General features: G+C 38.5%; 12 protein-coding genes. 9 read left to right on the top strand and 3 right to left on the bottom strand.

What is annotated here, in order from left to right:
* Nucleotides 1–205: 205 nt before the first annotated feature.
* The 3 genes from ELS83_RS19535 to ELS83_RS19525 all read right to left on the bottom strand — a co-directional run bounded on the left by ELS83_RS19535 (nucleotide 206) and on the right by ELS83_RS19525 (nucleotide 5,485).
* Nucleotides 206–916 (bottom strand): response regulator transcription factor, encoded by a 711-nt coding sequence (locus ELS83_RS19535; protein ID WP_171597233.1) that lies wholly within the window; start codon nucleotides 914–916, stop codon nucleotides 206–208.
* A gap of 147 nt (nucleotides 917–1,063) precedes the next feature.
* Nucleotides 1,064–2,554 (bottom strand): sensor histidine kinase, encoded by a 1,491-nt coding sequence (locus tag ELS83_RS19530; RefSeq protein WP_171597232.1) that lies wholly within the window; start codon nucleotides 2,552–2,554, stop codon nucleotides 1,064–1,066.
* 162 nt (nucleotides 2,555–2,716) lie between these two features.
* Nucleotides 2,717–5,485: an outer membrane beta-barrel protein gene (locus ELS83_RS19525; protein WP_171597231.1), complete on the bottom strand. Its 2,769-nt coding sequence runs from the start codon at nucleotides 5,483–5,485 to the stop codon at nucleotides 2,717–2,719.
* 295 nt (nucleotides 5,486–5,780) lie between these two features.
* Between ELS83_RS19525 and ELS83_RS19520 the strand changes: the two genes are divergently transcribed.
* The 9 genes from ELS83_RS19520 (at nucleotide 5,781) to ELS83_RS19480 (ending at nucleotide 23,556) form a co-directional block, all read left to right on the top strand.
* On the top strand, nucleotides 5,781–8,693 hold the full coding sequence (locus ELS83_RS19520; RefSeq protein WP_171597230.1) for a ligand-binding sensor domain-containing protein: 2,913 nt from the start codon (nucleotides 5,781–5,783) through the stop codon (nucleotides 8,691–8,693).
* A gap of 311 nt (nucleotides 8,694–9,004) precedes the next feature.
* Entirely contained in the window at nucleotides 9,005–12,139 is a 3,135-nt protein-coding gene (locus ELS83_RS19515) for a SusC/RagA family TonB-linked outer membrane protein (RefSeq protein WP_171597229.1), read from the top strand.
* Nucleotides 12,140–12,157: 18 nt separating this feature from the next.
* A complete protein-coding gene (locus ELS83_RS19510) occupies nucleotides 12,158–13,678 on the top strand; it encodes a RagB/SusD family nutrient uptake outer membrane protein (RefSeq protein ID WP_171597228.1) in 1,521 nt (506 codons plus the stop codon).
* Between the two features lie 20 nt (nucleotides 13,679–13,698).
* Nucleotides 13,699–15,465 (top strand): PKD domain-containing protein, encoded by a 1,767-nt coding sequence (locus ELS83_RS19505; RefSeq protein WP_171597227.1) that lies wholly within the window; start codon nucleotides 13,699–13,701, stop codon nucleotides 15,463–15,465.
* Nucleotides 15,466–15,536: 71 nt separating this feature from the next.
* The gene (locus ELS83_RS19500; RefSeq protein WP_171597226.1) at nucleotides 15,537–16,634 is read left to right on the top strand and encodes a glycoside hydrolase family 16 protein; all 1,098 of its coding nucleotides are present in this window, start codon (nucleotides 15,537–15,539) and stop codon (nucleotides 16,632–16,634) included.
* Nucleotides 16,635–16,669: 35 nt separating this feature from the next.
* Nucleotides 16,670–17,497: a glycoside hydrolase family 16 protein gene (locus ELS83_RS19495; protein ID WP_171597225.1), complete on the top strand. Its 828-nt coding sequence runs from the start codon at nucleotides 16,670–16,672 to the stop codon at nucleotides 17,495–17,497.
* A gap of 3 nt (nucleotides 17,498–17,500) precedes the next feature.
* The gene (locus ELS83_RS19490; protein ID WP_171597224.1) at nucleotides 17,501–19,057 is read left to right on the top strand and encodes a sugar porter family MFS transporter; all 1,557 of its coding nucleotides are present in this window, start codon (nucleotides 17,501–17,503) and stop codon (nucleotides 19,055–19,057) included.
* Nucleotides 19,058–19,145: 88 nt separating this feature from the next.
* Entirely contained in the window at nucleotides 19,146–22,598 is a 3,453-nt protein-coding gene (locus ELS83_RS19485) for a hypothetical protein (RefSeq protein WP_171597223.1), read from the top strand.
* Between the two features lie 73 nt (nucleotides 22,599–22,671).
* Complete coding sequence (locus ELS83_RS19480) at nucleotides 22,672–23,556, top strand: glycoside hydrolase family 17 protein (protein ID WP_171597222.1); 885 nt, start codon at nucleotides 22,672–22,674, stop codon at nucleotides 23,554–23,556.
* Nucleotides 23,557–23,562: the final 6 nt, after the last annotated feature.

Genomic DNA, 23,562 nt, shown 5'->3' with positions numbered 1-23,562 from the left:
TAGGTCATTTCCCCTTCTTCAACTTGACGTACAACTGACAATTTAAAGGATAAATTATAATTTCGTTGGGTACGCCTTGCTACAGTCTTTCTCAATATTTTCATAAATAAGTCGATTTACTGTCAACTTATTTCAGGACGGGACATTTGATAAAAAAGAAGGAGTACCTGTAGCGTACTCCTTTCTTATTATATTCTTGTCTGATTTATTTCACTAAAAACAAATAGCCTCTACCTCTTAGGGTTTGGATTTCAATATTTTCATCCTCGCCAAAATAGTTTCGAAGCTTTTTAATGTAGACATCCAAATTTCGGGAGTTGAAGAAGGAATCATCGCCCCAAACCTGCATGAGAATGTCTTTGCGCTCGACCACCTTGCTGCCCATTTCGGTAAGCTTTTTTAGCAATTCACCTTCACGGTTCGATAGGTTGATGGTTTTAGAGGGAGTAATCAATTCATATCTTTTAGGGAAATAGGTATAGGTTCCTAATTTGATCTCATCCAACTCATTTTTGCTTTCGTTGGAAGTATTAGCGTTTTGATTGCTGCCATGAATTTTCAATTGATTCTCAATTCGAATCACCAATTCTTCAATGCTAAAAGGCTTACGAATATAATCGGTTCCACCGGCTTCGAATCCTTTTACCAGGTCGTGAGTTTCTGTTTTTGCAGTCAGGAAAATGATAGGAAGGTTTGGGAATTTACTCCTGATGTGTTCGCAAAGTTGGTATCCATCCACATTTGGAAGCATAATGTCCAGAACACAAATATCTGGTGCAAAATCATGAAATTTAGACATTACCTGGGCACCATCGGTTTCCCAAACAATATCAAATCCTTTTAGTAAGAGTGAGTCGTAGACAATCTGACCCAAATTTGGCTCATCCTCTACATAGAGTACTTTAACTTTTTCCATGATTATCTTAGCTTGAATGCCATGCAAGATAAGAAAATGAAATAAGAAATAGATTGGAGAGTCTTGTTAATAAAGCTTAAATTTCACTTACTGCCTGGCATTATGGAATGTATCTCGTGGCAATGGGTGTTTCTGAAAAAAAACTTTCTAAGCAGGAAATTCAAGTTTGATTTCACAACCCGTTTCAGACAGGTTGCTGGCACTAATAGAACCATTGTGCTGCTTCATTACAAGGGCTGCAAAACTCAAACCAAGGCCAAATCCTTTTACATTGTGCTGATCGCCGGTTGGCACTCTAAAGAACCGATCGAAGACTTTATTGAGGTATTCTTTTGGTATACCTGGACCGTTATCAATCACCGAAAGGTATACATGCAAGCCTTCCTGCCAAAGGTTTACTGCTATGCTCACATCATTGCCACCGTACTTTTTGCTGTTCTCAATCAGGTTTCGAATCACCCCTTCTATATAAACCTGGTCAATCGGGATACTAATGCTTTTGTCAGACCTGCTGAATTTGATATTGACCGTATCGGCATAAAACAATTGAACCGAGTTTACAATTCGATCAACAAAATCGTTCAAGTTGGTTTCCTCCTTTTTAAGCAGGTGTTGGTTCGATTCCAGTTTCGAATGTTCCAACACCCTCGAGGTAAGACTATCCAATCGATTCATTTCCAGGGCCACCATGTTTAGGTACGACTTGGTCTTCTCCTTGTCGTCGGTAATGCCATAATTCAGAATGGCCTCCATTGCTGCTTTGGCCGTTGAAACCGGAATTTTTAGCTCGTGAGTGATATTGCTCACAAAATCGGAGCGAAGCATGTTTAATTTGGCCTGTGTAAGATAGCTTCGGTAAGCAAATACAAGGGCAAAAACCGATAATCCAATCAATACAATTCCAAATATAATTTGTGCCAGAATCTCTTTTACCAGATGAAAGAAGTAGTGATCGAAGTACAGAACACTTGCCTTATCGTATCTGCTCGGATAAACAATAATGCCTAATCTTCCTCTTCTTAGCGATTCGCTATTTGTTTTTTCAATTAATTCCAGGTTGTCCCTGTCAAGAGCCTTTTCTTCACCTGATTTAAGGCTTGGGTATTTCTCTTCTACCGATCTAAGAAACAGGTTTCTAAAGAATTTCTTTATGGTATCATGAGCTGTTTGCCTTTGATTGTATAAAATCTGGGCAGGGTAAATCTGATAGCGGTAACCCAATCGCACAATTTCGAAGCGCCTGTCTTCTTTTAAGCTATCGGGGATGATTAAGTTGCTTTCTATGGAACGAAAAATATTGAGGTAATTCTGATTAGAATCTAAATAGTTCTTCAACTCGTTTACGTAAGCCTTTTTAAATTCAGCACTGGTTTTGTCATTGCCAATTTTCAACTGATCGAAATTTGTTGTGTCCTTATAGTTTAGCGAGGGTTTTATCACATTCTGATAGAAATAAATAAACTCCCCATCGGCGTATGATTCGTGGTAAAGGCTGGTAAGTTCTACCTGCAGGTTCTTTTTTTCGTTATTGTACTGACTGTGCAACCAGTATCCTACAAAGGTTACCAGTAAAAACATACTTAAAACCATTGGCGAAATGATTTTATACTTCTTTCTATTCAGTCTGTTTTTCTGCATGAGACAAATATACTGGCTTTCAGATGTGAATAGGGCATTTGTTAACCTTAATTAACCAAATTGATCTTCGATCAGAATTGGCAATAAAAAAGGCCACTCCAAAAGGAATGGCCCACATTGACTATGAAAATTTAAAAGAAAATAATTTTTGTTTTTCGATTCTTACATCATCATCATATTGTAATTGTTATAAGCGCCCGGATACCTGCCATGTCCACCTCTGTGTCGCCTGTGTTTCCCTTTGCCTTTTCCATCCCTTAGTTTATAACTAAAGGTAAACATGTAGAAGTTGTTTAGTTTATTCGAGTAGTAATCGGCAGTATACAAATCGGTTACAATGTGTGATCTTTGGTCTTCCTTGCTTAAAATATCATAAGCAGTAAAAGATATTTCGCCCCTTTTGCTTTTAAACACTTTCGTTGATAAGCCAAGATTCAAGTGCCAGTAACTGTCTTCATTATTCGTAGAAAAGTTGTTCTGATAGTTGTTGCTGGCATTGGTTCTGAATACCAAATCTTTTAAGAAATTCCAATACATATTTAATGATGTGGTTTGCGAAAAATATTCAGAACCAGAGCTCGAAGCATTGGTCGATTTTCGATAGTTGCTCGAACTGGAAAAAGTAAAATCGATTTTCTCATTGATGTTTGAGCTCAGTGTCATGCCATGATTCAAATTCCACGAATCGGTATAAGCCTTTTTATCATTTACAAAGGTTGGGTTATGAGATAAGTTGGCTCGTGTATTGATATTGAGCTTCGATTTTAGCTTTTTTACCGGAAAACTGTAACTCACACTGGTGCTCAGCATGTATTGTCCGTCAAGATTTACCGGCTCCGAAAACTGACCTCCTGCTGGCAAGAAATACAAACCATTAATTGTGGTATCCTGACTGGCCACAATGGTTCTTCTACCCACGGTATTATTGGTTGTTGTTGCCATGGCATGAATCGATAAATGACTCCCCTTTTTCATGTTCGATTTCGAGAAACTTGCCATTAAAGCATGAGAGCGAGATTGATCCAATTCCGAGTTTCCAGTCGAAATGTACAATGGATTCGATAAGTCTACAACCTCCTGCAAATCGCGAACCGAAGGAGTCGAAGTTCTCGACATGTAATTCAGCCTGATTCGCTTCTGGTTTTTCAAATTCAATGAATATCTCACGTAGGGTTTAAATGAGAAAAAGTCTTTATCGAAATCGGTCTGGTTTGGAAAAGACTCCTCATTTTTTAAAGTGGTCAGTTCAAGATCGGCACCAAGGCTAAATCCATGTTTTTTGCCATGCATATTATATGAAAACCTTCCTGCATTTTGCGTGGTCGAGTTTTCGAAATTATTGGTAGTTAGTTCGTCCAAATCACTGTAAGAGTTTTCGTCCTGGTTAAAATTATATCCGTACTTATCCGATTTTTGCTCGTTATAATTGAATCGATAACCGATGCTCGCAAAACCTTTTTTGCCAATTGGTTCATTATATGATAATCCTGCATCTATGCCGGTATTCTTGCTTTCCGAATCGGATATGCGATTGATACTTTGGCTCACTTCATCGCTCTCATTTAGAGTTTCTGATAACTGTTTACCATCCGATTCATTTTTTGAATGGTTAAATCCGGCTGTAAGATTTAATGTTCTGCCTTTTTTGCCGAGAGTGCGCGAATAATTGATATTCTGATTGAGATTGTAATTTTGACCTTCTGATGTATTTAGGTTGCTGTTTGAATTCAAGCTGTTCCCATTTAAATAGGTATCTGATATTGACCTCGAACTTGATTCATTGTCAGAAAGCGAAAGGTTTGTATACAACATCAACCTGTTTTTTGGGTTAGAATTTAGGGAAACTCTAAGGTTCATTCGATGATCATCAACATCATTATTGGATGTGCTGCTGGAGTTTTGAACCTGTCCGGCAAGTGCTTCTGTGGTATATGTTGTTACATTACTGCTTTTGTTCTCATACTCCTGATTGCCCAATTCATAACTAAACTCAATATCGTTCTTGTTTTTCGATTTAACCAGGTTAATCCCAAAAGAATCATCCTGAATGTCGTTTCCATCAATACTCGAATTGCCAAACCTTCGGTTGTTTAGTTTTAAAGGGGCGTTTACATTTCTCGATTTTGCAGTTGCGGTAATGCTATTGTTATCAGAAAAACTGTTAATATTTCCATCAAATCCATACTTGTTCTCTTTGCCATATCCGGCAGCAACTTCCCCAAATACAAGTCTTTTTTTACTTTTATTGGTAACAATATTTACGGTCTTTTTATCTTCCTCGTTTTTCTTTAGGCCGGTGAATTTTTCTTCATCACTTTTGTATTCATATACCTCTATGTTTTTGATTACATCATTCGGAATGGTTTCTAATGCCTGATTCATATTGTTACCAAAGAACTTTTTACCATCCACCAATATTTCTGCAACTTCTTCGCCTTCTACAATCAGTTTTCCATCCATTTCGTAGAAACCGGGCATTTTGGCCAAAAGTTCCCCGGCAGTAGCATCTGGGTTTACCTTAAATGCTTCTGGATTAAAAACTGTGGTATCACCCTTAATTTTTGTGGGAGGAAGTGTTTCTGTAATATTAATTTCCTGCAAAAACTCTGTATTCTCAATAAGTTTAAACTGTCCTAAATTTATCGACTCTTCTTCAACAGTGATGTTTCTTTTAATTTCTTTGTATCCTATAAAAGAAACCTGGAAATCGTACTGCCCTGGCTTCACTTTCAGATGAAACTCCCCATGTTCGTTGGTGATGGTTCCACTTTTTTGAATGGTATCACCCTTGTTAATCAAAAGAATGGTAGCGCCAGGAAGTGATCCTTCTAGGTGAGAATCGATAACGTTACCTTTTAATGTAAAAGTCTTTTGAGCAAAAAGGGTAAATCCTGTAAGGATAAAAAATATAGATAGTAAAATTCTGTACATGCATTTTCGTTTTTAAATTCAATTCAAAGATAAGTTCAGGACTCTATTCCTTTTGCTGATTTAAGGTGAATCAAGGTTAAATAAGGTTAATGTATCGGTAATAAGAATGATGCGCAAATTGCAGTAAAACAGCGATAAATGTAAAAAAATGAATCTTGAATCTTGTTAAGAGTTGTTAATAAGAGAAGTTCTGTTTTGTATTAAATTATTGCTGACTCTTTAAAATTGAAATCATCTTTACTTTGGATATGTTTATGAATCATTATATATTTCAGCAAACTAAACTACTATTGCCTTGAATAAATCTACCTCCTTACTCCTGGTTTTGCTAATCGCTCATTTCAGCTGTTTGGCAAAAGTAAAAAATAATGGAATCCCTTTTATCAAGAATTTTCCACGACATGAATACCAGGGCGGTACTCAAAATTGGGATATTACGCAATCTTCGAAAGGCTTGATGTATTTTGCCAATAACGAAGGTGTTTTAGAATTCGATGGAACAAATTGGCGACTGATAGAAATGCCTAATAAATCGGTTGTACGCTCTTTGGCTATCGATAAGTCGGACCGGGTTTATGTGGGAGCTTACAATGAATTTGGCTATTTGGAATCTAATTCCAATGGCAAATTGATTTATAAATCACTGGTTGATTTATTGCCCGAAACAGAAATCGACTTCGAAGAAATTTGGCAGATTTACCACTATAAAAATGGAATTGTCTTTCACTCATTCGAAAAAGTAATGTTCTATAAGGATGATAAATTATCCATCATAGGGGAAGGTATGCTTTTTCGAAAAAGTTTTGTGATAGAAGATGAGTTTTATGTACAAATTCCGGGGAAAGGGCTTTGTAAACTGATAGGACAGGAATTTCAATTGTTGCCAGGAGGTGAGAGTTTTGCAGATTTTGAAATTGTAAGTGTGTTGCCTTATTCAGAAAATGAACTTGTCATTACAACAGCACTGAATGGTTTGTTCCTTTTTAATGGAAGAACCACCGAATTGTGGAATCTTGAGGCAAATAAATCCTTTGTTAAAGAGCAAATTTATTCGGGTTTAGCGGTAAGAGATGACCATTTTGTTTTTGGAACTGTTAGAAATGGTTTGTATATCATTAATAAAAAAGGTCAAATTATTCAGCATGTAAATACTGATTTAGGTCTGCTAAATAATACCATACTTAGCTTATTTCAGGATTCGGAAGAGAATCTCTGGTTGGGGTTGGATAATGGGATAAATCATCTTGAAATTAGTTCTCCGGTTTCTACTTTCCCCAGAATTAGAGATGTTGGAACCGGTTATGCTTCGATTTACCACAATGGATATTTGTACCTGGGAACAAATATGGGATTGTTTGTCCGTAAATACGATTTCTCGGATATCGCTTTAAATTTGAACGAAAAGTTCAGGCTGGTGGAAAATACCTCAGGGCAAGTTTGGAGTTTACAAGTAATAGGTGGCGAACTTATCTGCGGGCATACAAAAGGTACTTTTCGTGTAAATCAGAACAGGGGTGAACTGATATCTGATGTTGAAGGAGGATGGAAATACCTATATAAAGATGAGTTTCCGAATCAAATGATTGGTGGAACTTATTCGGGTCTGATTTTGTTTGAACGAGAATCCGAAAAGGGAAAATGGAAATTCAAACAGAAAATTGGCGGTTTCCAGGAATCATCGAGAGAGATGATTTGGAATGAGGATAACAGCATATGGATGAGCCATGGCTACAAAGGATTATTCAGGATTGTTCTGAATACAGCTTTGGATTCATGTATCAATTATAAATTGTATGGAGAAGAAGATGCACTTCCTGCAGATATAAGTCTTGGAATTCATAAAATTCGCGATAAGGTAGTTTTTACAAGCGAAATGGGTTTTTACGAGTATGTACCGGAAATTAACAAATTCGAGACTTATCAATCTTTAAACAATTTATTTGGCAGGGAAAATGAGGTGACAAAAATCTTTGAACAATCCAATGGTGATATTTGGTATTTCCAGGGCGAAAAGGTGGGAGTATTAAAATTACAAGTAGATCGATCATACGAGAAGCATGAGCTTGCTTTCTCTTCCATAAGAGGTTCTTTTATTGGGGCATTTGAGAATGTTTACGAAATTGACAGGGCAAATGTATTAATTACGACCGAAGATGGATTTGTACACTATAACCCCGAAATGCGAAAAAGATATGAGAACACATTCCATACCCTGATTCGGGAAGTGAAAGTAGCTGATAAGCGTAAATCACAAGATTCTCTTATTTATTTTGGAGGAGAACGACAGAATGAGAAGACGAATATGTATCTAAAATTTAGAAATAATGCAATCAGTTTTCAATATAGTGCTCCCCAGTCGAGTCAGATGCAATTGGTAAAATATAAATATCAACTGCAAGGCTTCGAACAAGATACTTCAAAATGGGAAATCAATACAGGTAAAGAATATACCAATCTTCGCGAAGGCGACTATGTTTTTCGTGTTCTGGCGCAGAATCAATATGGTGTACAATCTGTTCCCGACGAGTTTAGATTTACCATTTTACCTCCCTGGTACCGATCAAAACTGGCCTACTTTGTTTACCTGTTAATTTCCATTGCTTTCTTATGGGGAATTGTACTCTTAATTCGATTGCGCATTAAAAGAATGCACGAAAAATTAGAACAACAACAACAAGAGGAGTTAAAAGCCAAGGAGCAAAAGTTTAGAGAAGAAGCATTAATCGCCGAGAGGGAAATTATACAGCTGAGAAATGAAAAGCTGAGAAGCGAGGTTGATTTTAAGACTCGCGAACTGGCAAGTTCTACCATGAATATCATTCATAAAAACGAGGTTCTCTCTTATGCTGTTGGAGAACTAAAAAAGGCATTGAAAAAAATAAAGGATCCTACTGCTTTGGTTCAGGTGCGTCAATTGATGAAAACCCTCGATTCGGAATTCAATAGCGACCAGGATTGGGAACAGTTCGAATTACACTTCGATCAGGTACACGAGAATTTCCTGAAGAGGTTAAGAAATGCGTATTCTCAGTTAACGCCGAAAGATCTTCGCATGTGTGCCTATTTAAGAATGAATTTATCGACAAAGGAAATTGCACCGCTTATGAATATCTCGGTTCGTGGGGTTGAAATTAGCCGATACCGATTACGGAAAAAATTTGATCTTACAAGAGACGAAAATCTAATAGATTTCTTATTGAACGTATAAAAAACATCATTTTAAGATAAAAAGGCAGATCTGATTAACAGATTTGCCTTTTTTGTTTTTTGATGTATAAGAGATGTGCATTTTTTAAGAATTGTTGTATTTGTTAAGCGGTAGTGAGTCAGGGAGTTATAGCTTTTAAAAAGCAAGATGATGTAGTAATGATGTATTGGTAATTTGCTAATGATGAGTTCGTGATGTAGCTGATTTTTTGACATTGAGTTAACATTGGAAGATATTGCAAACGATTTAGGTGAAATAAATGTAACCCAAATGTGTGAACTAATTTTTTTCTAATCTTAACGAACGAATTTATGAAAAAAACAGTCTTGTTTTTAGTTATGGCTTTCTTTTGTTTGCAATCTTTTGCACAAAAACAAGTTGTAACAGGTTTAGTTACTTCGGCCGAGGATGGTACACCATTACCATTTGCGTCGGTTGTTGTTAAAGGTACTACTATAGGTACTTCTACAGATTTTGATGGTAAGTTTAGCCTTGAAGCATCGAGTGAAGATGTTTTGGTATTTTCTCTTATTGGTTTTACCTCTCAGGAAGTACTTGTAGGTGATAAAACTGAAATTAATGTGATTTTGGACACAGAAACAACTGGCTTGGATGAAGTTGTTGTAATTGGTTATGGTGTTCAGAAGAAAAGTGTCGTAACTGCTTCTATTAGTAGTGTAGATGCTGAAGATCTTGAAAAATCTACTCCTTCACGTATCGAAAATGTGCTGAAAGGACGAGTTTCTGGTGTACAGATTACTCAAAGTTCAGGTCAGCCAGGTGCCGATTCTAAAGTAAGAATTCGTGGTATTGGTACAATCAACAATAGTGATCCTTTATACATTGTAGATGGAATGGCTGTTGATGGTGGTATTAATTACTTAAACCCTTCGGATATTGAGTCTGTTGAGGTATTGAAAGATGCTGCTTCTTCTGCTATTTATGGTGCCAGAGGTGCAAACGGTGTTATTTTGGTAACCACAAAATCAGGTTCTCAGGGTAAAGCAACAATTAGCTACGATTTCTCATACGGATTCCAGAATCCATGGACCAAAAAAGCAGTTCTAAACGCTGAAGAGTACATGGTAATTATGAACGAAATGCAATTGAACGATGGCAATAGCGCAATCTATTCTTCGGAGCAAATTGCAAGTGCAGGTTCGGGAACCGATTGGCAGGATGAAACATTCAATTACGATGCTCCTGTTCAAAACCACCAGGTAAGCATTAGTGGTGGAAACGACAGATCAAACTACTTTGTATCATTTGGTTATTTCAACCAGGAAGGTATTGTTGGTGGTAACTTTAACAAATCGAACTTCGAACGTTACAGTCTGCGTTTAAACAATACATACGATGTGTTAAAAGAAGAACGTCAGTGGTTTAGTAACTTAAAAGTTGGAATTAATGCTGGTTATACCAGAATTAAATCAACAGGAATTGAGACCAACTCGGAATTCGGTTCTGTTTTGGGTAGTGCTTTGGCATTCGATCCAAGTGTACCTGTATATGCTACCGATCCTGATGCTGTTCTTGCTGCTCAGCCTACTGCTGTTACAGATAAAGATGGTCGTGTTTTCTCACTTCCTCCATCAGGTTTTCAGGAAATTGCAAACCCTGTAGCAATGTTGAATGCTCCTGATAACTCAAAAGATAACTCAGACAAGTTTGTGGCAACACTTTGGGCTGAATTGGAAATTATCAAGGATTTAAAATTCAAATCAAGTTATGGTGTTGATCTTGCTTTCTGGGGAGCAGATGGATATAGATTTCCTTACTACCTTACTTCGCAAGGTAAAAACTTCAGTCGTAGTTCTGTATGGTCGAGCATGAATAGAGGTTACAACTGGCAGATTGAAAACACCTTACATTATATGAAGACCATTAATGAGAAGCACAATTTCTCAGCATTATTGGGTCAGTCTTCAAAAGAATATACTTACCGAAACTTATCGGGTACCGACTTCGATTTATTGGAAGAAAATCCAACCAAAGCAGTTATCGATTATGCAACTGCTGACGAAGACGATTCAATGGTTTCTGGAGGAACAGGAGGATATACTTCTAAAACATTGGCATCATACTTTGGTCGTATCGATTATAACTTCGATGAAAAATACATGTTCCAGGCAACAGTTCGTCGCGATGGTTCATCAAACTTTGGTCCTAACAACAAATGGGCAACCTTCCCATCATTCTCTGTGGGTTGGAATGTTACCAACGAATCTTTCATGGATGGTTTACCAGAGTGGGTTGATTACTTAAAAGTTCGCGCCAGCTGGGGTAGAAATGGTAACGAAAATATCGATGCTTTCTCATACACCAGTTTGATGGATGGTGGTACAAACTACTATTTCGGTTCTGGTGATAATTCAACCTTACAGTATGGTACAAATGCATCGAGAATTGCAAATCCAGATGTAAAATGGGAGGAATCAGAGCAAATCGATGTTGGTTTTGACTTGAGATTGTTTAACCATGCATTAACAGTTGGATTCGATTACTTTAAGAAAGATACTGAAGGAATGTTGATCGCTCAGCCAATTCCTGGATATGTTGGAAAAGGTGCTCCTATTGCCAATGCTGGTGATATGGAAAACAAAGGGATCGAGTTTGAAATTACCTGGAAAGATAATATTGGTGAATTGAACTATTCGGTAAGTGCTCAGGCTTCTTATATCAAAAATGAATTGATTGATATGGGTAACGATTCTGGTGAAGCAATTTACGAGAGTAATGGTGCTTCTGGTGTAGGTAGTTACGTAAAAGGTCAGAACGGTGAAGTTTTCCCATTCTTCTACGGTTTTAAAACCAATGGTTTGATTCAAAACGAAGCTGAAGCTACACAGTACAACAATACTTACGGTGAATCGGCAATGCCTGGTGATGTAAGATTTGTAGACTACAACAATGACGGTATTATCAATGACGATGATAGAACCAAAATTGGTAAAGGGATGGCTGACTGGACATTTGGTTTGAACATTTCTGCAGACTACAAAAACTTTGATTTCAATGCTTTCTTCCAGGGAAGTTATGGAAATGACATTTACGATTTCTCTCAAAGAGCGGATATTCCAAATATGAACCGTCCTGCATGGATCCTGGATCGTTGGAGAGGTGAAGGTACTTCAAATTCAATTCCACGTGTTACATCTGAAGATCCAAATGGTAACGCACGTTCTTCTGACTTGTATGTAAAAGATGGATCATATGTTAGATTAAAATCGATCCAGTTAGGATATACGATTCCTTCTTCAATTATTAGTAAGAATATCATCCAGAGATTCAGAGTATATGTAGCTGCTGAAAACCTGTTTACATTAACTGATTACGAAGGATTTGAGCCGGAAGTTGCTTCTGGAGGTTATACCACAATTGGTGTTGATAAAGGGGTATACCCACAATCACGCACAATTACATTTGGGGCAAATATTACTTTCTAACTCAAAAAAGAAAACATTATGAATAAATATATAAAAACATTATTCCTTGCTGTTTTAATAGGTTTTACAGCCTGTAGCGATGAATTTTTAACAGTAGAGCCTACTTCTTCTCAAGAGGCAGGAGGTGATGCAACCGAAGGAGCGATTTTATCAAACCTTGGATCTGCTTACCAGATATTGCTATTCGATAGTTACGCCGATTTTCAGTACAACAGTGTAACATTCATGTCGGACCTTTTATCTGATGATGTATACAAAGGTGGAGGTTCTGCGGGTGACCAGCAGGTGCTTTATAATATGTCGCAGTACAACCTGAATGGTGATTTAACTGCAGGCGGACTTTGGAACATTTACTATGCAGGTTTAAGCCGTTGTAATGGTGTAATTTTAGCTTGTGAAAATGCAGTAGGTGTTGACGAAGATAAATTAAATCAATTCAAGGCAGAAGCTCGTTTCTTAAGAGCATACTATGTACACTGGTTATGGAAATTCTGGGGTAACATTCCTTATTTCGAGGAAGAATTGGAAGCTCCTTATTTTGCTCCTCAGTTTACTGCCGATCAGATTTATGCAGAATTGATAGAAGATGTAAACTTTGCAATCGAAGGCGATAAACTGCCATTACAAACAAGTGCGGTAGACGATGGTCGTGCGAGCAAAGCTGCTGCCATGATGTTGAAGGCAAGAATTGTAATGTATCAGAAAGATCAAAGCAAATATGCAGAGGTACTTGCCGATATGGAGGAAATTTACAACAGTGGTGAATTCCAGTTGGCTGACTATGCTTCAATTTGGGACAGAGCTGGTGAATTCGGTTCAGGTTCAATTTTTGAAGCAAATCATTTGGCAGAAGGAAAAGACTGGGATGCTGCATGGACTGGTTATGGAACCAACCTGCCAACCTTTATTTCTCCAAACGAATTAACTGGTACCGATTTATTAAGCGGTAGCACTGAGTATCAAGGAGGATGGGGATTTGGTCCTGCTCGTACAGAAATTGTGGATATTTACGAAGCTGGTGATACAAGATTGGCAGCATCTGTAAACCAGTTTGAAGCTGGAACATATACTGCTCGTTTCCAGAATACTGGTTACTTTATGGCTAAATATGCAGCTCGCGAAGAGTATAACGATGCTCCATATACTGCCGATTTGAACTACGAGAACAATGTACGTATTTTCCGTTACTCGGAAGCTCTATTAAATGCAGCCGAACTGATTGTGGTACACGGTCAGGCAGCTACATCTGGTTTAACTGCAGAAACTTGTCTTGATGCTGTTAGAACAAGAGCTGGTGTTGCCTCTATTCCTGCAACAGCTGAGAATATTAAGCTGGAACGTAGAAGAGAATTCTTCGGAGAAGGTATGCGTTACTGGGATTTGGTACGATGGGGTGATACAGCTCTGTTGAATGAAAGTATTCCTGAATTTTCTTCAGAAAGAACCTGGGACGAAACAAGAAAGTATTTCCCAATTCCTCAATCTGAAATTGATAGAACGTACGGAGAATTCAAGTTGGTACAGAATCCAGGTTACTAATCACATTTAAAGTTAAAATCATGAAAAATATTATAAAATCAGGATTTGGAATTGCACTGGCAATGTTGATGATGTTGGTTGCCTGTGATCCAAATGAATTCGATAAGTCCGAATTGAATATCGGCACAGCTCCTACCGCTGAAGAGATGAACTTTACAGTGACTCAGGGTGAGGATGCATTTCACTATAATTTTGAAAATTTAACTCCTCTTTCGGGAATTCAGACTGTAAAGTGGGATTTCGGAAATGGTTCAAGTGCCGAAGGAAACCAGGTGACAGCATACTATCCATTACCAGGATCTTACGAGGTAACACTTACCATTGCAGCTTCTGATGGAAGCGAAGGAGTAAAAACAACTACCATTGAGCATACCGAAACAGACTATGCATTTTTGGATAGCCCGGTACTGACAATGATTTCTGGTGGTGCTTCGGCAGCTGAAGGAAAAACATGGGTGGTTGATAGCTTGGAATCGGGACACTTTGGTATTGGCCCTGCAGGGGGCGACTGGCCAGAATGGTGGGCAGCAAGTCCATTGCAGAAAACTGGTGCTGGTGCTTACGACGATGAGTTTACATTTAAGTTGGTTGATTTTGTTTTCGACTACGTAAACAACGGTACTTCTTATGTGAAAGATCTACTATTGGATGATCCTAACTATTCGAATCCGGTTGAAGTTGATGGTACTGATGCAAGAGTAAATTATACTCCTGCAGCTGCAAATTGGTCATTAACAGAAAGAGATGGAGTAAATTACATTGTATTATCATCAGAAAAACCTTCGTTCTTCGGATTTAATTATGGTGCCGTAAACAATGAGTTTAGAATCGATGAAATTACAGATACCAAGCTGGCAGTAAGTTGTATTGGTGCCGATGGAAACAGATGGTACAATACCATGGTGCTTAAAGGATATGTAAAGCCAACCGTAACTTTCACAGTTGATGTTCAAACAACTGGTACTGAAAATACATGGGCTGTTAGTCTTACAGATCTTGTAATTCCTGACGGATTATTTGTAAATGGATTTTCTGTTGACTTTGGTGACGGTGGTGCACTTGTTGAAACCGATGATGCCAACGCAAGCATTGAGTATACATACATGAGAAAAGGTACATACCCAGTTACTGTTACTGTAAAAGCTTCTAACGAAGATTTGGTATCTACTTCATCTATTACCGTTGATAATCACCATTCAACTTACGTACCATTCTTGTTAGATCAAATGGTAATGTATGTTGATAACAGTGATTTCGAACTGGCTCCTGTATTGGGACAAGATTGTGCTGTAAACGTAGTTGACAACCCGAATAGAATTTACCCTAACCGTGGTGCAAGTGTATTCCACTACTTTAAAGAAAATCAGCAATGGGCAAATGCTTACATGCAATTGCCAGCAGGTCATAGATTTGATATCAGCAGCATCAGTACTTTCAAAATGATGGTGTATGGTAAAGCAGGACAGCAAGTATTGCTAAAACTTGAAAATACCGATAAAGGTGGCAATGCATGGCAAACTGGTACTTACGATTTAATCTATACCATCCAGGAAGATGATACATGGGAAGTTGCCGAGTATGACTTTGCAGGAGTTGGTGCAGGTTTTGATTGGACTGGCGACCAGTTTACTTCAGATGTTACAACTGACGATCGATTCTCTAGCGATTTCTATAATGTGATTCGTATTATGGTGAATCCTGGAAACGGCGACGGTGCACACGAATTCTATTTCGATGACCTATCAGGTCCTCACGTAGAAGGTGTAAAATCAGGAAAATTGAATTAATCAGAATACAAGAGAGTTTTGGGTTCGCTCAGAACTCTCTTTTCTACAACTGAATTAAAAATCAAAATTCAATGACTCAAGTAAAGAATACGATATGGATGCTAATGCTTCTTGTTGTTTCAACAATTGGTATTTCATCATGTTCAAGTAGTGGGAGTGACGAAGGAGAAGAATATACAGCAGGTTTTGAACTTGAGATAGATCAGGATAACCCTAATCTGGTGAACCTTACCAATACATCCGAAGGAGATTACTTATACCTGCAGTGGAATTACGGAAATGGTAGTTCCAGTGCAAAAGAAACCGACAAAACTTCGGTTCGAAGCATTCATTATCCTGAAAAAGGAACTTATGAAATTACCTTAACAGTTTGGGGTAAAATGAACAGTTTAAGCGATACGAAAACTGTAACTAAAACTGTTACGATTGCAAGTGATGATCCAGACTATGTGCAAGGTGAAAATTTGGTATGGTCTGATGAGTTTAATGGGACCACAATTAATACCGACAACTGGACTTTTGAGACTGGTGACGGTGGATGGGGAAACCAGGAACTGCAAAATTATACCAATGGTGATAATGCGCATATCGAGGATGGCAAATTGGTGATCACTGCACGAAAAGTGAATGACAATAAAGTTGCAGGTTCATATACTTCAACCCGAATGATTAGCTGGGGAAAGCAAGAGTTTACTTACGGAAGAATGGAGATTCGTGCGAAACTGCCTTCGGGTACAGGAATTTGGCCAGCCATTTGGATGCTTGGAGCAAATCTTGACGAAGTAGGATGGCCAGCTTGTGGAGAGATTGATATCATGGAATATGTAGGTTTTGAACCCAATGTAATTCATGCAACAGTTCATACTCCTTCAGGATATGCCGGAGATGGAAATGGAAGCTCAGCATCTTTGGAAACAGCCGAAGAGGAATTTCACATTTATGGTATGATTTGGGATGAAGATAAAATCCAATTTTATGTGGATACTGAGAATAACATTACCCATACCTATTCTCCTTCGAACAAAACAGCTTCGAATTGGCCGTTTAATAAACCTCACTTTTTCATTCTGAACATTGCAGTTGGAGGAAGCTGGGGTGGTCTTCAGGGAATCGATAATTCGATATTCCCTCAAACAATGGAGATCGACTACGTTAGAGTATACCAATAATTTATTGGATTGTAAATCGCTGTAAAGTGAAACATATGCTGCTAAAAAAAATAAGCCTATTTGTAGGCATTCTACTTCTCATGTCCGCATGTAAGTTTGCCAATACAAAAAAGGAAGAACATAAGAAAGAGCGTGAGTATCAACTGGTATGGTCCGATGAATTCGATTACAAAGGATTGCCAGATTCCACAAAGTGGATTTACGATACGGAAGGTAATAGCAAAGGATGGGGCAATAATGAATTGCAATATTATACGCAAGGCAGGAAAGAAAATGCCTGGGTAGAGAATGGAGTACTGTTCATCACTGCTCGTCATGAAAATATGGACGGCAAAGAGTATTCTTCAGCCCGATTGAATTCAAAAGCAGATTGGTTGCATGGAAAGATTGAGGTAAGGGCAAAACTACCGGATGGAATTGGCACCTGGCCGGCCATTTGGATGATGCCTGGTGATTGGTCTTTCAATGATGGAAACTGGCCAAATATTGGCGAAATAGACATCATGGAACATGTGGGCCATGAAGCAGGAGTAATTCATGCCTCTGCACACTCAAAAGATTATCAGTGGCAAAAAGGAACGCAGCAAACTGCAACCATCAATATTGCTGATGCCACCGAAAAATTTCACTCATACATACTGGAATGGTCAGAAGATGTAATGAAATGTTATGTAGACGATCAATTGTATTTCGAGTATAAAAATGAAGGCCTGGGAGAATCGAAATGGCCTTACACCAAACCCTTTTACCTGATATTAAATGTTGCAGTTGGCGGTGCCTGGGGAAGTGTAAAGGGAATCGACCAGGAAGCTTTCCCGCAAACAATGGAAATAGACTTTGTAAGAGTTTATCAAAAAAAATAGAATATGAACTTAAAATATAGTGCTGCTGTTTCTTTAATTGTTGCCTTAGGAGGATTTCTAATGGGTTTCGACGCGTCGGTGATTTCTGGCGTTGTGAAATTCATTGAGCCTCAGTTCGACCTTAGCAAAATTCAGCTGGGTTGGGCTGTAAGCTGTCTGACTCTTACTGCAACCCTGGCCATGATGTTGGCTGGTCCTGTTAGTGATAGGTTTGGAAGAAGATCAGTCTTAAAATGTGCGGCAGCATTATATTTTATTTCAGCTTTAGGATCAGCCATAGCTCCTAATTTTTTACTCTTGGTTTTGGCTAGAATGATTGGAGGAATAGGAGTTGGCGCATCGCTGATTATTGCTCCAATGTACATTGCCGAAATCGCCCCTCCAAAACTTAGGGGAACTATGGTATCCTTTAACCAGCTGAATATTGTACTGGGTATATCGGTAGCTTTTTTTACCAATTACCTGATTTTACAATTGGGGAAATCGACTGCTGGTTGGGCTAGCTGGCTGCAGTTCGATGCCTACAATTGGAGATGGATGCTTGGACTTGAAGCCATTCCTGCTTTGCTTTATTTTTTCCTCTTGTTTTTTGTGCCAAGAAGTCCGCGATGGCTGGCCATGAATGGCCTCGACGATGAAGCTCTTCAGGTAATGACTAAAGCAGTGGGTGAATCGAAAGCAAAAGAACAGTTGGTAAACATTGCCCGAAGCATTCAATCATCGAAAAGTAAGGAACGAATCTCTGTTAAGGAGTTATTTAAACCATCCTTAAAGTTGGTTTTGATTATTGGAGTAGTGATTGCAATTACACAGCAAATTACGGGAATCAACTCTGTGTTTTTTTATGCTCCAATGATATTTGAACAAACAGGTATTGGAACCGATGCCTCATTCTCACAAGCCATTTTGGTAGGATTAACCAATCTTGTATTTACTCTTTTCGCCATTTGGTTAATCGATAAGGTGGGCAGAAAACCTCTTCTGGTTTTTGGTTTGTTTGGTATTGCAGTATCCATGTTTGTGCTATCGGCAAGCTTTGGAAATGCCACCTACCAGTTAAGCGAAAAGAGCATAGCCGAATGTTCAGTTTTTATTGAGCCTTCGCAATTGAATGAGATGAAAAATATTGTATTCGAAAGCGATATCGAATTTAATAATGCACTCTTAAGTAGTGTTGGTGAACAAACTTTTAAAGAGCACCAATCAGAATTTATCGCGAAAGCAATCAGCATCAACCCATGGTTGGTTTTGGCTGGAATTATTGGCTTTGTAGCCTCTTTTGCGATTTCAATCGGCCCTGTGATGTGGGTCTTGTTTTCAGAACTTTTTCCAAATCGGGTACGAGGCCTGGCCATATCATTTGTGGGGCTGATTAATTCGGGAGTAAGTTTTATAGTACAGCTGGCTTTTCCATGGGAACAGATGAACCTTGGGAATGCCACAACCTTTTTAATATATGGAATATTCGGAGCATTAGGACTTGTATTTGTCATTGTAATGCTGCCCGAAACCAAGGGGAAATCCCTTGAAGAACTGGAAGTAATTCTGGTTAAGGAATAGGAACAGATTGTATCCATTTAGGATTTATTATATAAAACTCAGAAGTTTTTTGTTGTAGGAAATTGAAGTAGAATCTATTTAGATTAAAATGAAGAAGAGTAACATTTATCTGGGAAACACGAACCTGAATTGCAGCGAGGCTGAAATTAAGGGAGAATTTGTAGACTTTAACAATGAGAAGTTCTACAAGATTAGCAATTCAGACCAAATGCCTGATTTCTTTATGAGCATGGTAAGTGATTCGGATCATTGGATGTTTATATCAAGTAACGGATCATTATCGGCTGGTAGAAAAAATCGCGACAACGCATTGTTTCCATATTACACTGTTGATAAAATCCACGATTTTAAGGGGATAACAGGTAGTAAGACTTTATTCTTGGTTGAAAAAAATGAGAGAACTTTTTTGTGGGAACCTTTCGCAAAAAATTTGAATGAAGTATATAAAATTCAGAGAAATCTGTACAAGAGCATCTATGGAAACAAGATTATTTTCGAAGAGGTTAATCTTGATCTTGGTGTTGCATTCGAGTATGCATGGCATTATTCAGAAAAATTTGGATTTGTAAGAAAATCGAAGGTTAAAAACACTGGCGAAACTTATGTAAGTGTTGAAGTTTTGGATGGAATTCAAAACATCATTCCTTACGGATTTGATTATGCATTTCAGAGCGAATACAGTAACTTGCTCGATGCTTACAAAAAGAATGAACTGCTATCCGAATCAGGATTGGGATTGTATATGTTGAGTTCTATTCCGGTAGATAAGGCTGAGCCGAGTGAATCGTTGAAATGTACAAGTGTTTGGTCGCTTGGACTGGAAAACAAGAAGATTCTTTTATCGGCCAAACAAGAGCAAAACTTCATGAAAGGAGAAAGCCTGCAAACCGAAGTTGATGTAAAAGCAACACGTGGAGCATACATGCTGAATGCCGAGTTCGAGCTAACTCCTCAAGGAAGCAAAGAGTGGTTAATTATTGCTGAAATTAACCAGGACAGCACTGCAGTTTCAAACTTGAATGATTTTATTTTAAGTGATTCGGATGCTCTTTCTGAAATCAATAAAGATATTCAGTTAGGAACCGATAACCTGATAAAAATTGTAGCTGATGCCGATGGTTTACAGGTTGGCGATGACAGTTTATGTACGGCCAGACATTTCTCGAATACGCTTTTTAATGTAATGAGAGGTGGAATTTTTGTTGATGCCTACAAGGTAAATACTGCCGATTTTAAACTGTTTGTGAAGCAGACAAACACTGCAATTTTCTCCCAGTTTGAAAACTGGCTGAACGATTTATCAGATGAAATTTCATACAGTGAGCTTTTAAATTTGGTAGGAAGTAAAGCGAATTCCGATTTTCAAAGAATTTGCGTGGAATACCTTCCATTGACTTTTAGCCGACGTCATGGCGATCCAAGTCGTCCATGGAACCAGTTCTCTATCGAAACCAAAAACGAAGATGGAAGCCCGAAATTAAATTATCAGGGTAACTGGAGAGATATTTTCCAAAACTGGGAAGCTTTGGCCTGGTCGTTCCCTGAGTACCTGGAAGGAATGATTAGCAAATTCGTGAATGCTTCTACAGCCGATGGTTACAATCCATATCGAATTACACGTGAAGGAATCGACTGGGAATGCCCAGACCCGGATGATCCATGGGCATACATCGGATATTGGGGCGATCACCAGATTATCTACTTGCAGAAGCTTTTGGAGTTATCGAACGAATTCCATCCTGGAAAGCTGGATGAACTCTTGAGCAAGGAGATGTTTGTGTATGCCAATGTTCCTTACAGAATTAAATCATACGATCAGATTGTCAAAAATCCGCAAGATACCATCGGTTTTGATTTTGATCTGAACAAAGAAATAAAAGCCAAATACAAAGAGCTTGGCGCCGATGCTTTCTTGTTGCATCAAGGAAACGAGATATACAGGGTTAACCTGATGGAAAAAGTTTTGGTGACCTTACTAAGCAAGCTAAGCAATTTTATCCCTGAAGCAGGAATTTGGCTGAATACTCAGCGTCCGGAATGGAACGATGCAAACAATGCATTGGTGGGTAATGGTGTTTCTATGGTAACCCTTTACTACTTGCGTAGATTTTTGAAGTTCTGGACCGAGAAGCTGGCTCAATTATCAGTTGAAGAAATTAGCGTTTCAGCAGAGGTGAAAGTGTTGTTGGATCAGATTTTTAACTTGTTCAACGAGCAATCGAATTTGTTGAATACTGGTTTTACCAACAAAGACAGAAAGCACTTTGCCGATGTACTAGGTTTGGCTGGAACTGAATACCGTGAAGCAATTTATACCAATGCTTTCTCGGGAGAACGAAAGTCTCTGAAAGTTGCCGATTTGGTAGAATTTACAAGCTTGGCAATGGCTTATATGGATCAATCGATTCGTGTCAATAAACGAGAAGACAAATTGTACCATGCTTATAACCTGATTTCAATATCGGATAATGAAATATCGATTCGTTACCTGTATGAAATGTTGGAAGGACAGGTTGCTGTACTAAGTTCTGGGTACTTATCGGCTGAAGAAAGCCTGGAAGTGTTGGACGCTTTAAAGGCAAGTTCCTTGTTCCGTGCCGATCAGTTTAGTTACATCTTGTATCCCGACAGGCAATTGGCCAGGTTCACCGAGAAGAACAACATTCCAAAAGAACAGGTCGCACAATCATCCTTACTTCAGAAATTAATTGAAAATAAGAATACTGCGCTGGTTTCGGTTGATGAATCAGGAAACTGCCATTTTAATGGAAAAATTAGAAATGCAGAGGTGCTACATGGAATTCTGGATGGATTAAATTCTGAATATGCAGAATTGGTAAAAGCCGATCGAGATCTTGTGTTGAACGCATATGAAAGCATGTTCGATCATCAGTCGTTTACCGGAAGATCGGGAACATTCTATGGCTACGAAGGCCTGGGAAGCATTTACTGGCACATGGTTTCCAAACTGCTTCTTGCTACACAGGAGAACTTTTTCCTGGCAAGCGATCAGAACTTGAGTGCCGAACTAATTGGTAGATTGAAAGAACACTACTACGAAATTAAAGCAGGTATTGGAATTTACAAATCGCCAGACTTGTATGGAGCTTTCCCAACTGATGCTTATTCTCATACTCCTGGAAATGCAGGAGCCAAACAACCAGGTATGACTGGTCAGGTGAAGGAAGATTTTATTTCGAGAATGGGAGAACTGGGTATCCGTATCGATCAGGGGAAAATTGTTTTTGATTTGCCTTTGTTGAATGAGCAGGAGGTTCTTAAAAACAATGAGCAGTTTGAGTACTACGATCTTCAAGATACAAAGCAAAACATTGAATTGAACCAGGGTCAACTGGCCTTAACATTTTGTAAGGTTCCAATTGTATTTACAAAAGGTTCAGTTTCTGAGATAAAAATCACCTACAAAGATGGAACCAGCACTTTAATCCCTGGAAATATCATGGATGAGGAGAACAGTGCATCCATATTTAGAAGAGAAGATTCTGTGAGAAGAATTGATTATACAATGTCGAAAAACTAACAAATAGACAATCGGAGTGCTTGTAAAGATTTGTGAGCACTCCGGTAAACTTTAACCTTTTAAGCCTAAACCTATGTCGGTAAGAAGTGAATATTTAATGTCCTTGGCAGGGGTTGATCTTGAAGACAAGAGCCAAGATGAATTACGAGCGCTATACTATCAGCATTTAAATAGAGGAATGCATGGGATCTGTTTTAGTCCATATATGGAAGGACAGGAGCCGGGAACCCAAATTAGCGAGGAACAGATTCGAAGAAGAATGGAAATTGTGAGTCCGCATACCAAGTGGATTCGATCTTTTTCATGTACTGAAGGAAACGAATTGATTCCGAAGATAGCTAGGGAATTTGGTTTGAAAACCATGGTAGGAGCATGGTTGGGGAAGTACCAAAGCATTAACGAAAATGAAATTGAAGGTGTAATCGAAGTTGCAAAAGCAGGTTACGCAGATATTGTAGCTGTGGGAAATGAAGTGCTGTATCGCGAAGATTTAACGGAAGAGGAACTTTTGAAATACATCTATCGCGTGAAAGAGGAACTTCCTGGCATTCCTGTGGCTTATGTGGATGCCTACTATGAGTTCGCTAACCGACCTAAAGTAACCGAAGCTTGCGATGTGATCCTTGCAAACTGTTATCCGTTTTGGGAAGGCTGTAGTCTCGAAAATTCATACCTGTACATGAAAGATATGTACAACCGCGCATTAAGCGCCGGAGCAGGCAAAAAGGTGATTATCTCGGAAACCGGTTGGCCAAATGTTGGAGAACCATTTCATGGAGCGGAACCTTCGCAGGAAAATGCAATGAAATATTTCATTCAATCTCAAAACTGGTCGAAAGAGGAAGATATTGAAATCTTCTATTTCTCTTCGTTCGATGAAGAATGGAAAACTTCGGACGAAGGTGATGTGGGTGCCTATTGGGGCATTTGGGATAAAAATGAAAAGTTGAAATTCTAATTCGTG

The organism is Marinifilum caeruleilacunae, assembly GCF_013141825.1.
In the GTDB taxonomy this organism is placed as follows: Bacteria; Bacteroidota; Bacteroidia; order Bacteroidales; family Marinifilaceae; genus Marinifilum; species Marinifilum caeruleilacunae.
Note: the sequence above shows the minus strand (reverse complement) of the source record. Positions and strands in the feature narration are given on the sequence as shown.

Excerpts from the sequence above, each read along its gene's own strand:
- ELS83_RS19535 (WP_171597233.1), bottom strand. The coding sequence starts at position 916 with ATGGAAAAAGTTAAAGTACTCTATGTAGAGGATGAGCCAAATTTGGGT.
- ELS83_RS19530 (WP_171597232.1), bottom strand. The coding sequence starts at position 2,554 with ATGCAGAAAAACAGACTGAATAGAAAGAAGTATAAAATCATTTCGCCA.
- ELS83_RS19525 (WP_171597231.1), bottom strand. The coding sequence starts at position 5,485 with ATGTACAGAATTTTACTATCTATATTTTTTATCCTTACAGGATTTACC.
- ELS83_RS19515 (WP_171597229.1), top strand. The coding sequence starts at position 9,005 with ATGAAAAAAACAGTCTTGTTTTTAGTTATGGCTTTCTTTTGTTTGCAA.
- ELS83_RS19510 (WP_171597228.1), top strand. The coding sequence starts at position 12,158 with ATGAATAAATATATAAAAACATTATTCCTTGCTGTTTTAATAGGTTTT.
- ELS83_RS19505 (WP_171597227.1), top strand. The coding sequence starts at position 13,699 with ATGAAAAATATTATAAAATCAGGATTTGGAATTGCACTGGCAATGTTG.
- ELS83_RS19500 (WP_171597226.1), top strand. The coding sequence starts at position 15,537 with ATGACTCAAGTAAAGAATACGATATGGATGCTAATGCTTCTTGTTGTT.
- ELS83_RS19495 (WP_171597225.1), top strand. The coding sequence starts at position 16,670 with ATGCTGCTAAAAAAAATAAGCCTATTTGTAGGCATTCTACTTCTCATG.
- ELS83_RS19490 (WP_171597224.1), top strand. The coding sequence starts at position 17,501 with ATGAACTTAAAATATAGTGCTGCTGTTTCTTTAATTGTTGCCTTAGGA.
- ELS83_RS19485 (WP_171597223.1), top strand. The coding sequence starts at position 19,146 with ATGAAGAAGAGTAACATTTATCTGGGAAACACGAACCTGAATTGCAGC.
- ELS83_RS19480 (WP_171597222.1), top strand. The coding sequence starts at position 22,672 with ATGTCGGTAAGAAGTGAATATTTAATGTCCTTGGCAGGGGTTGATCTT.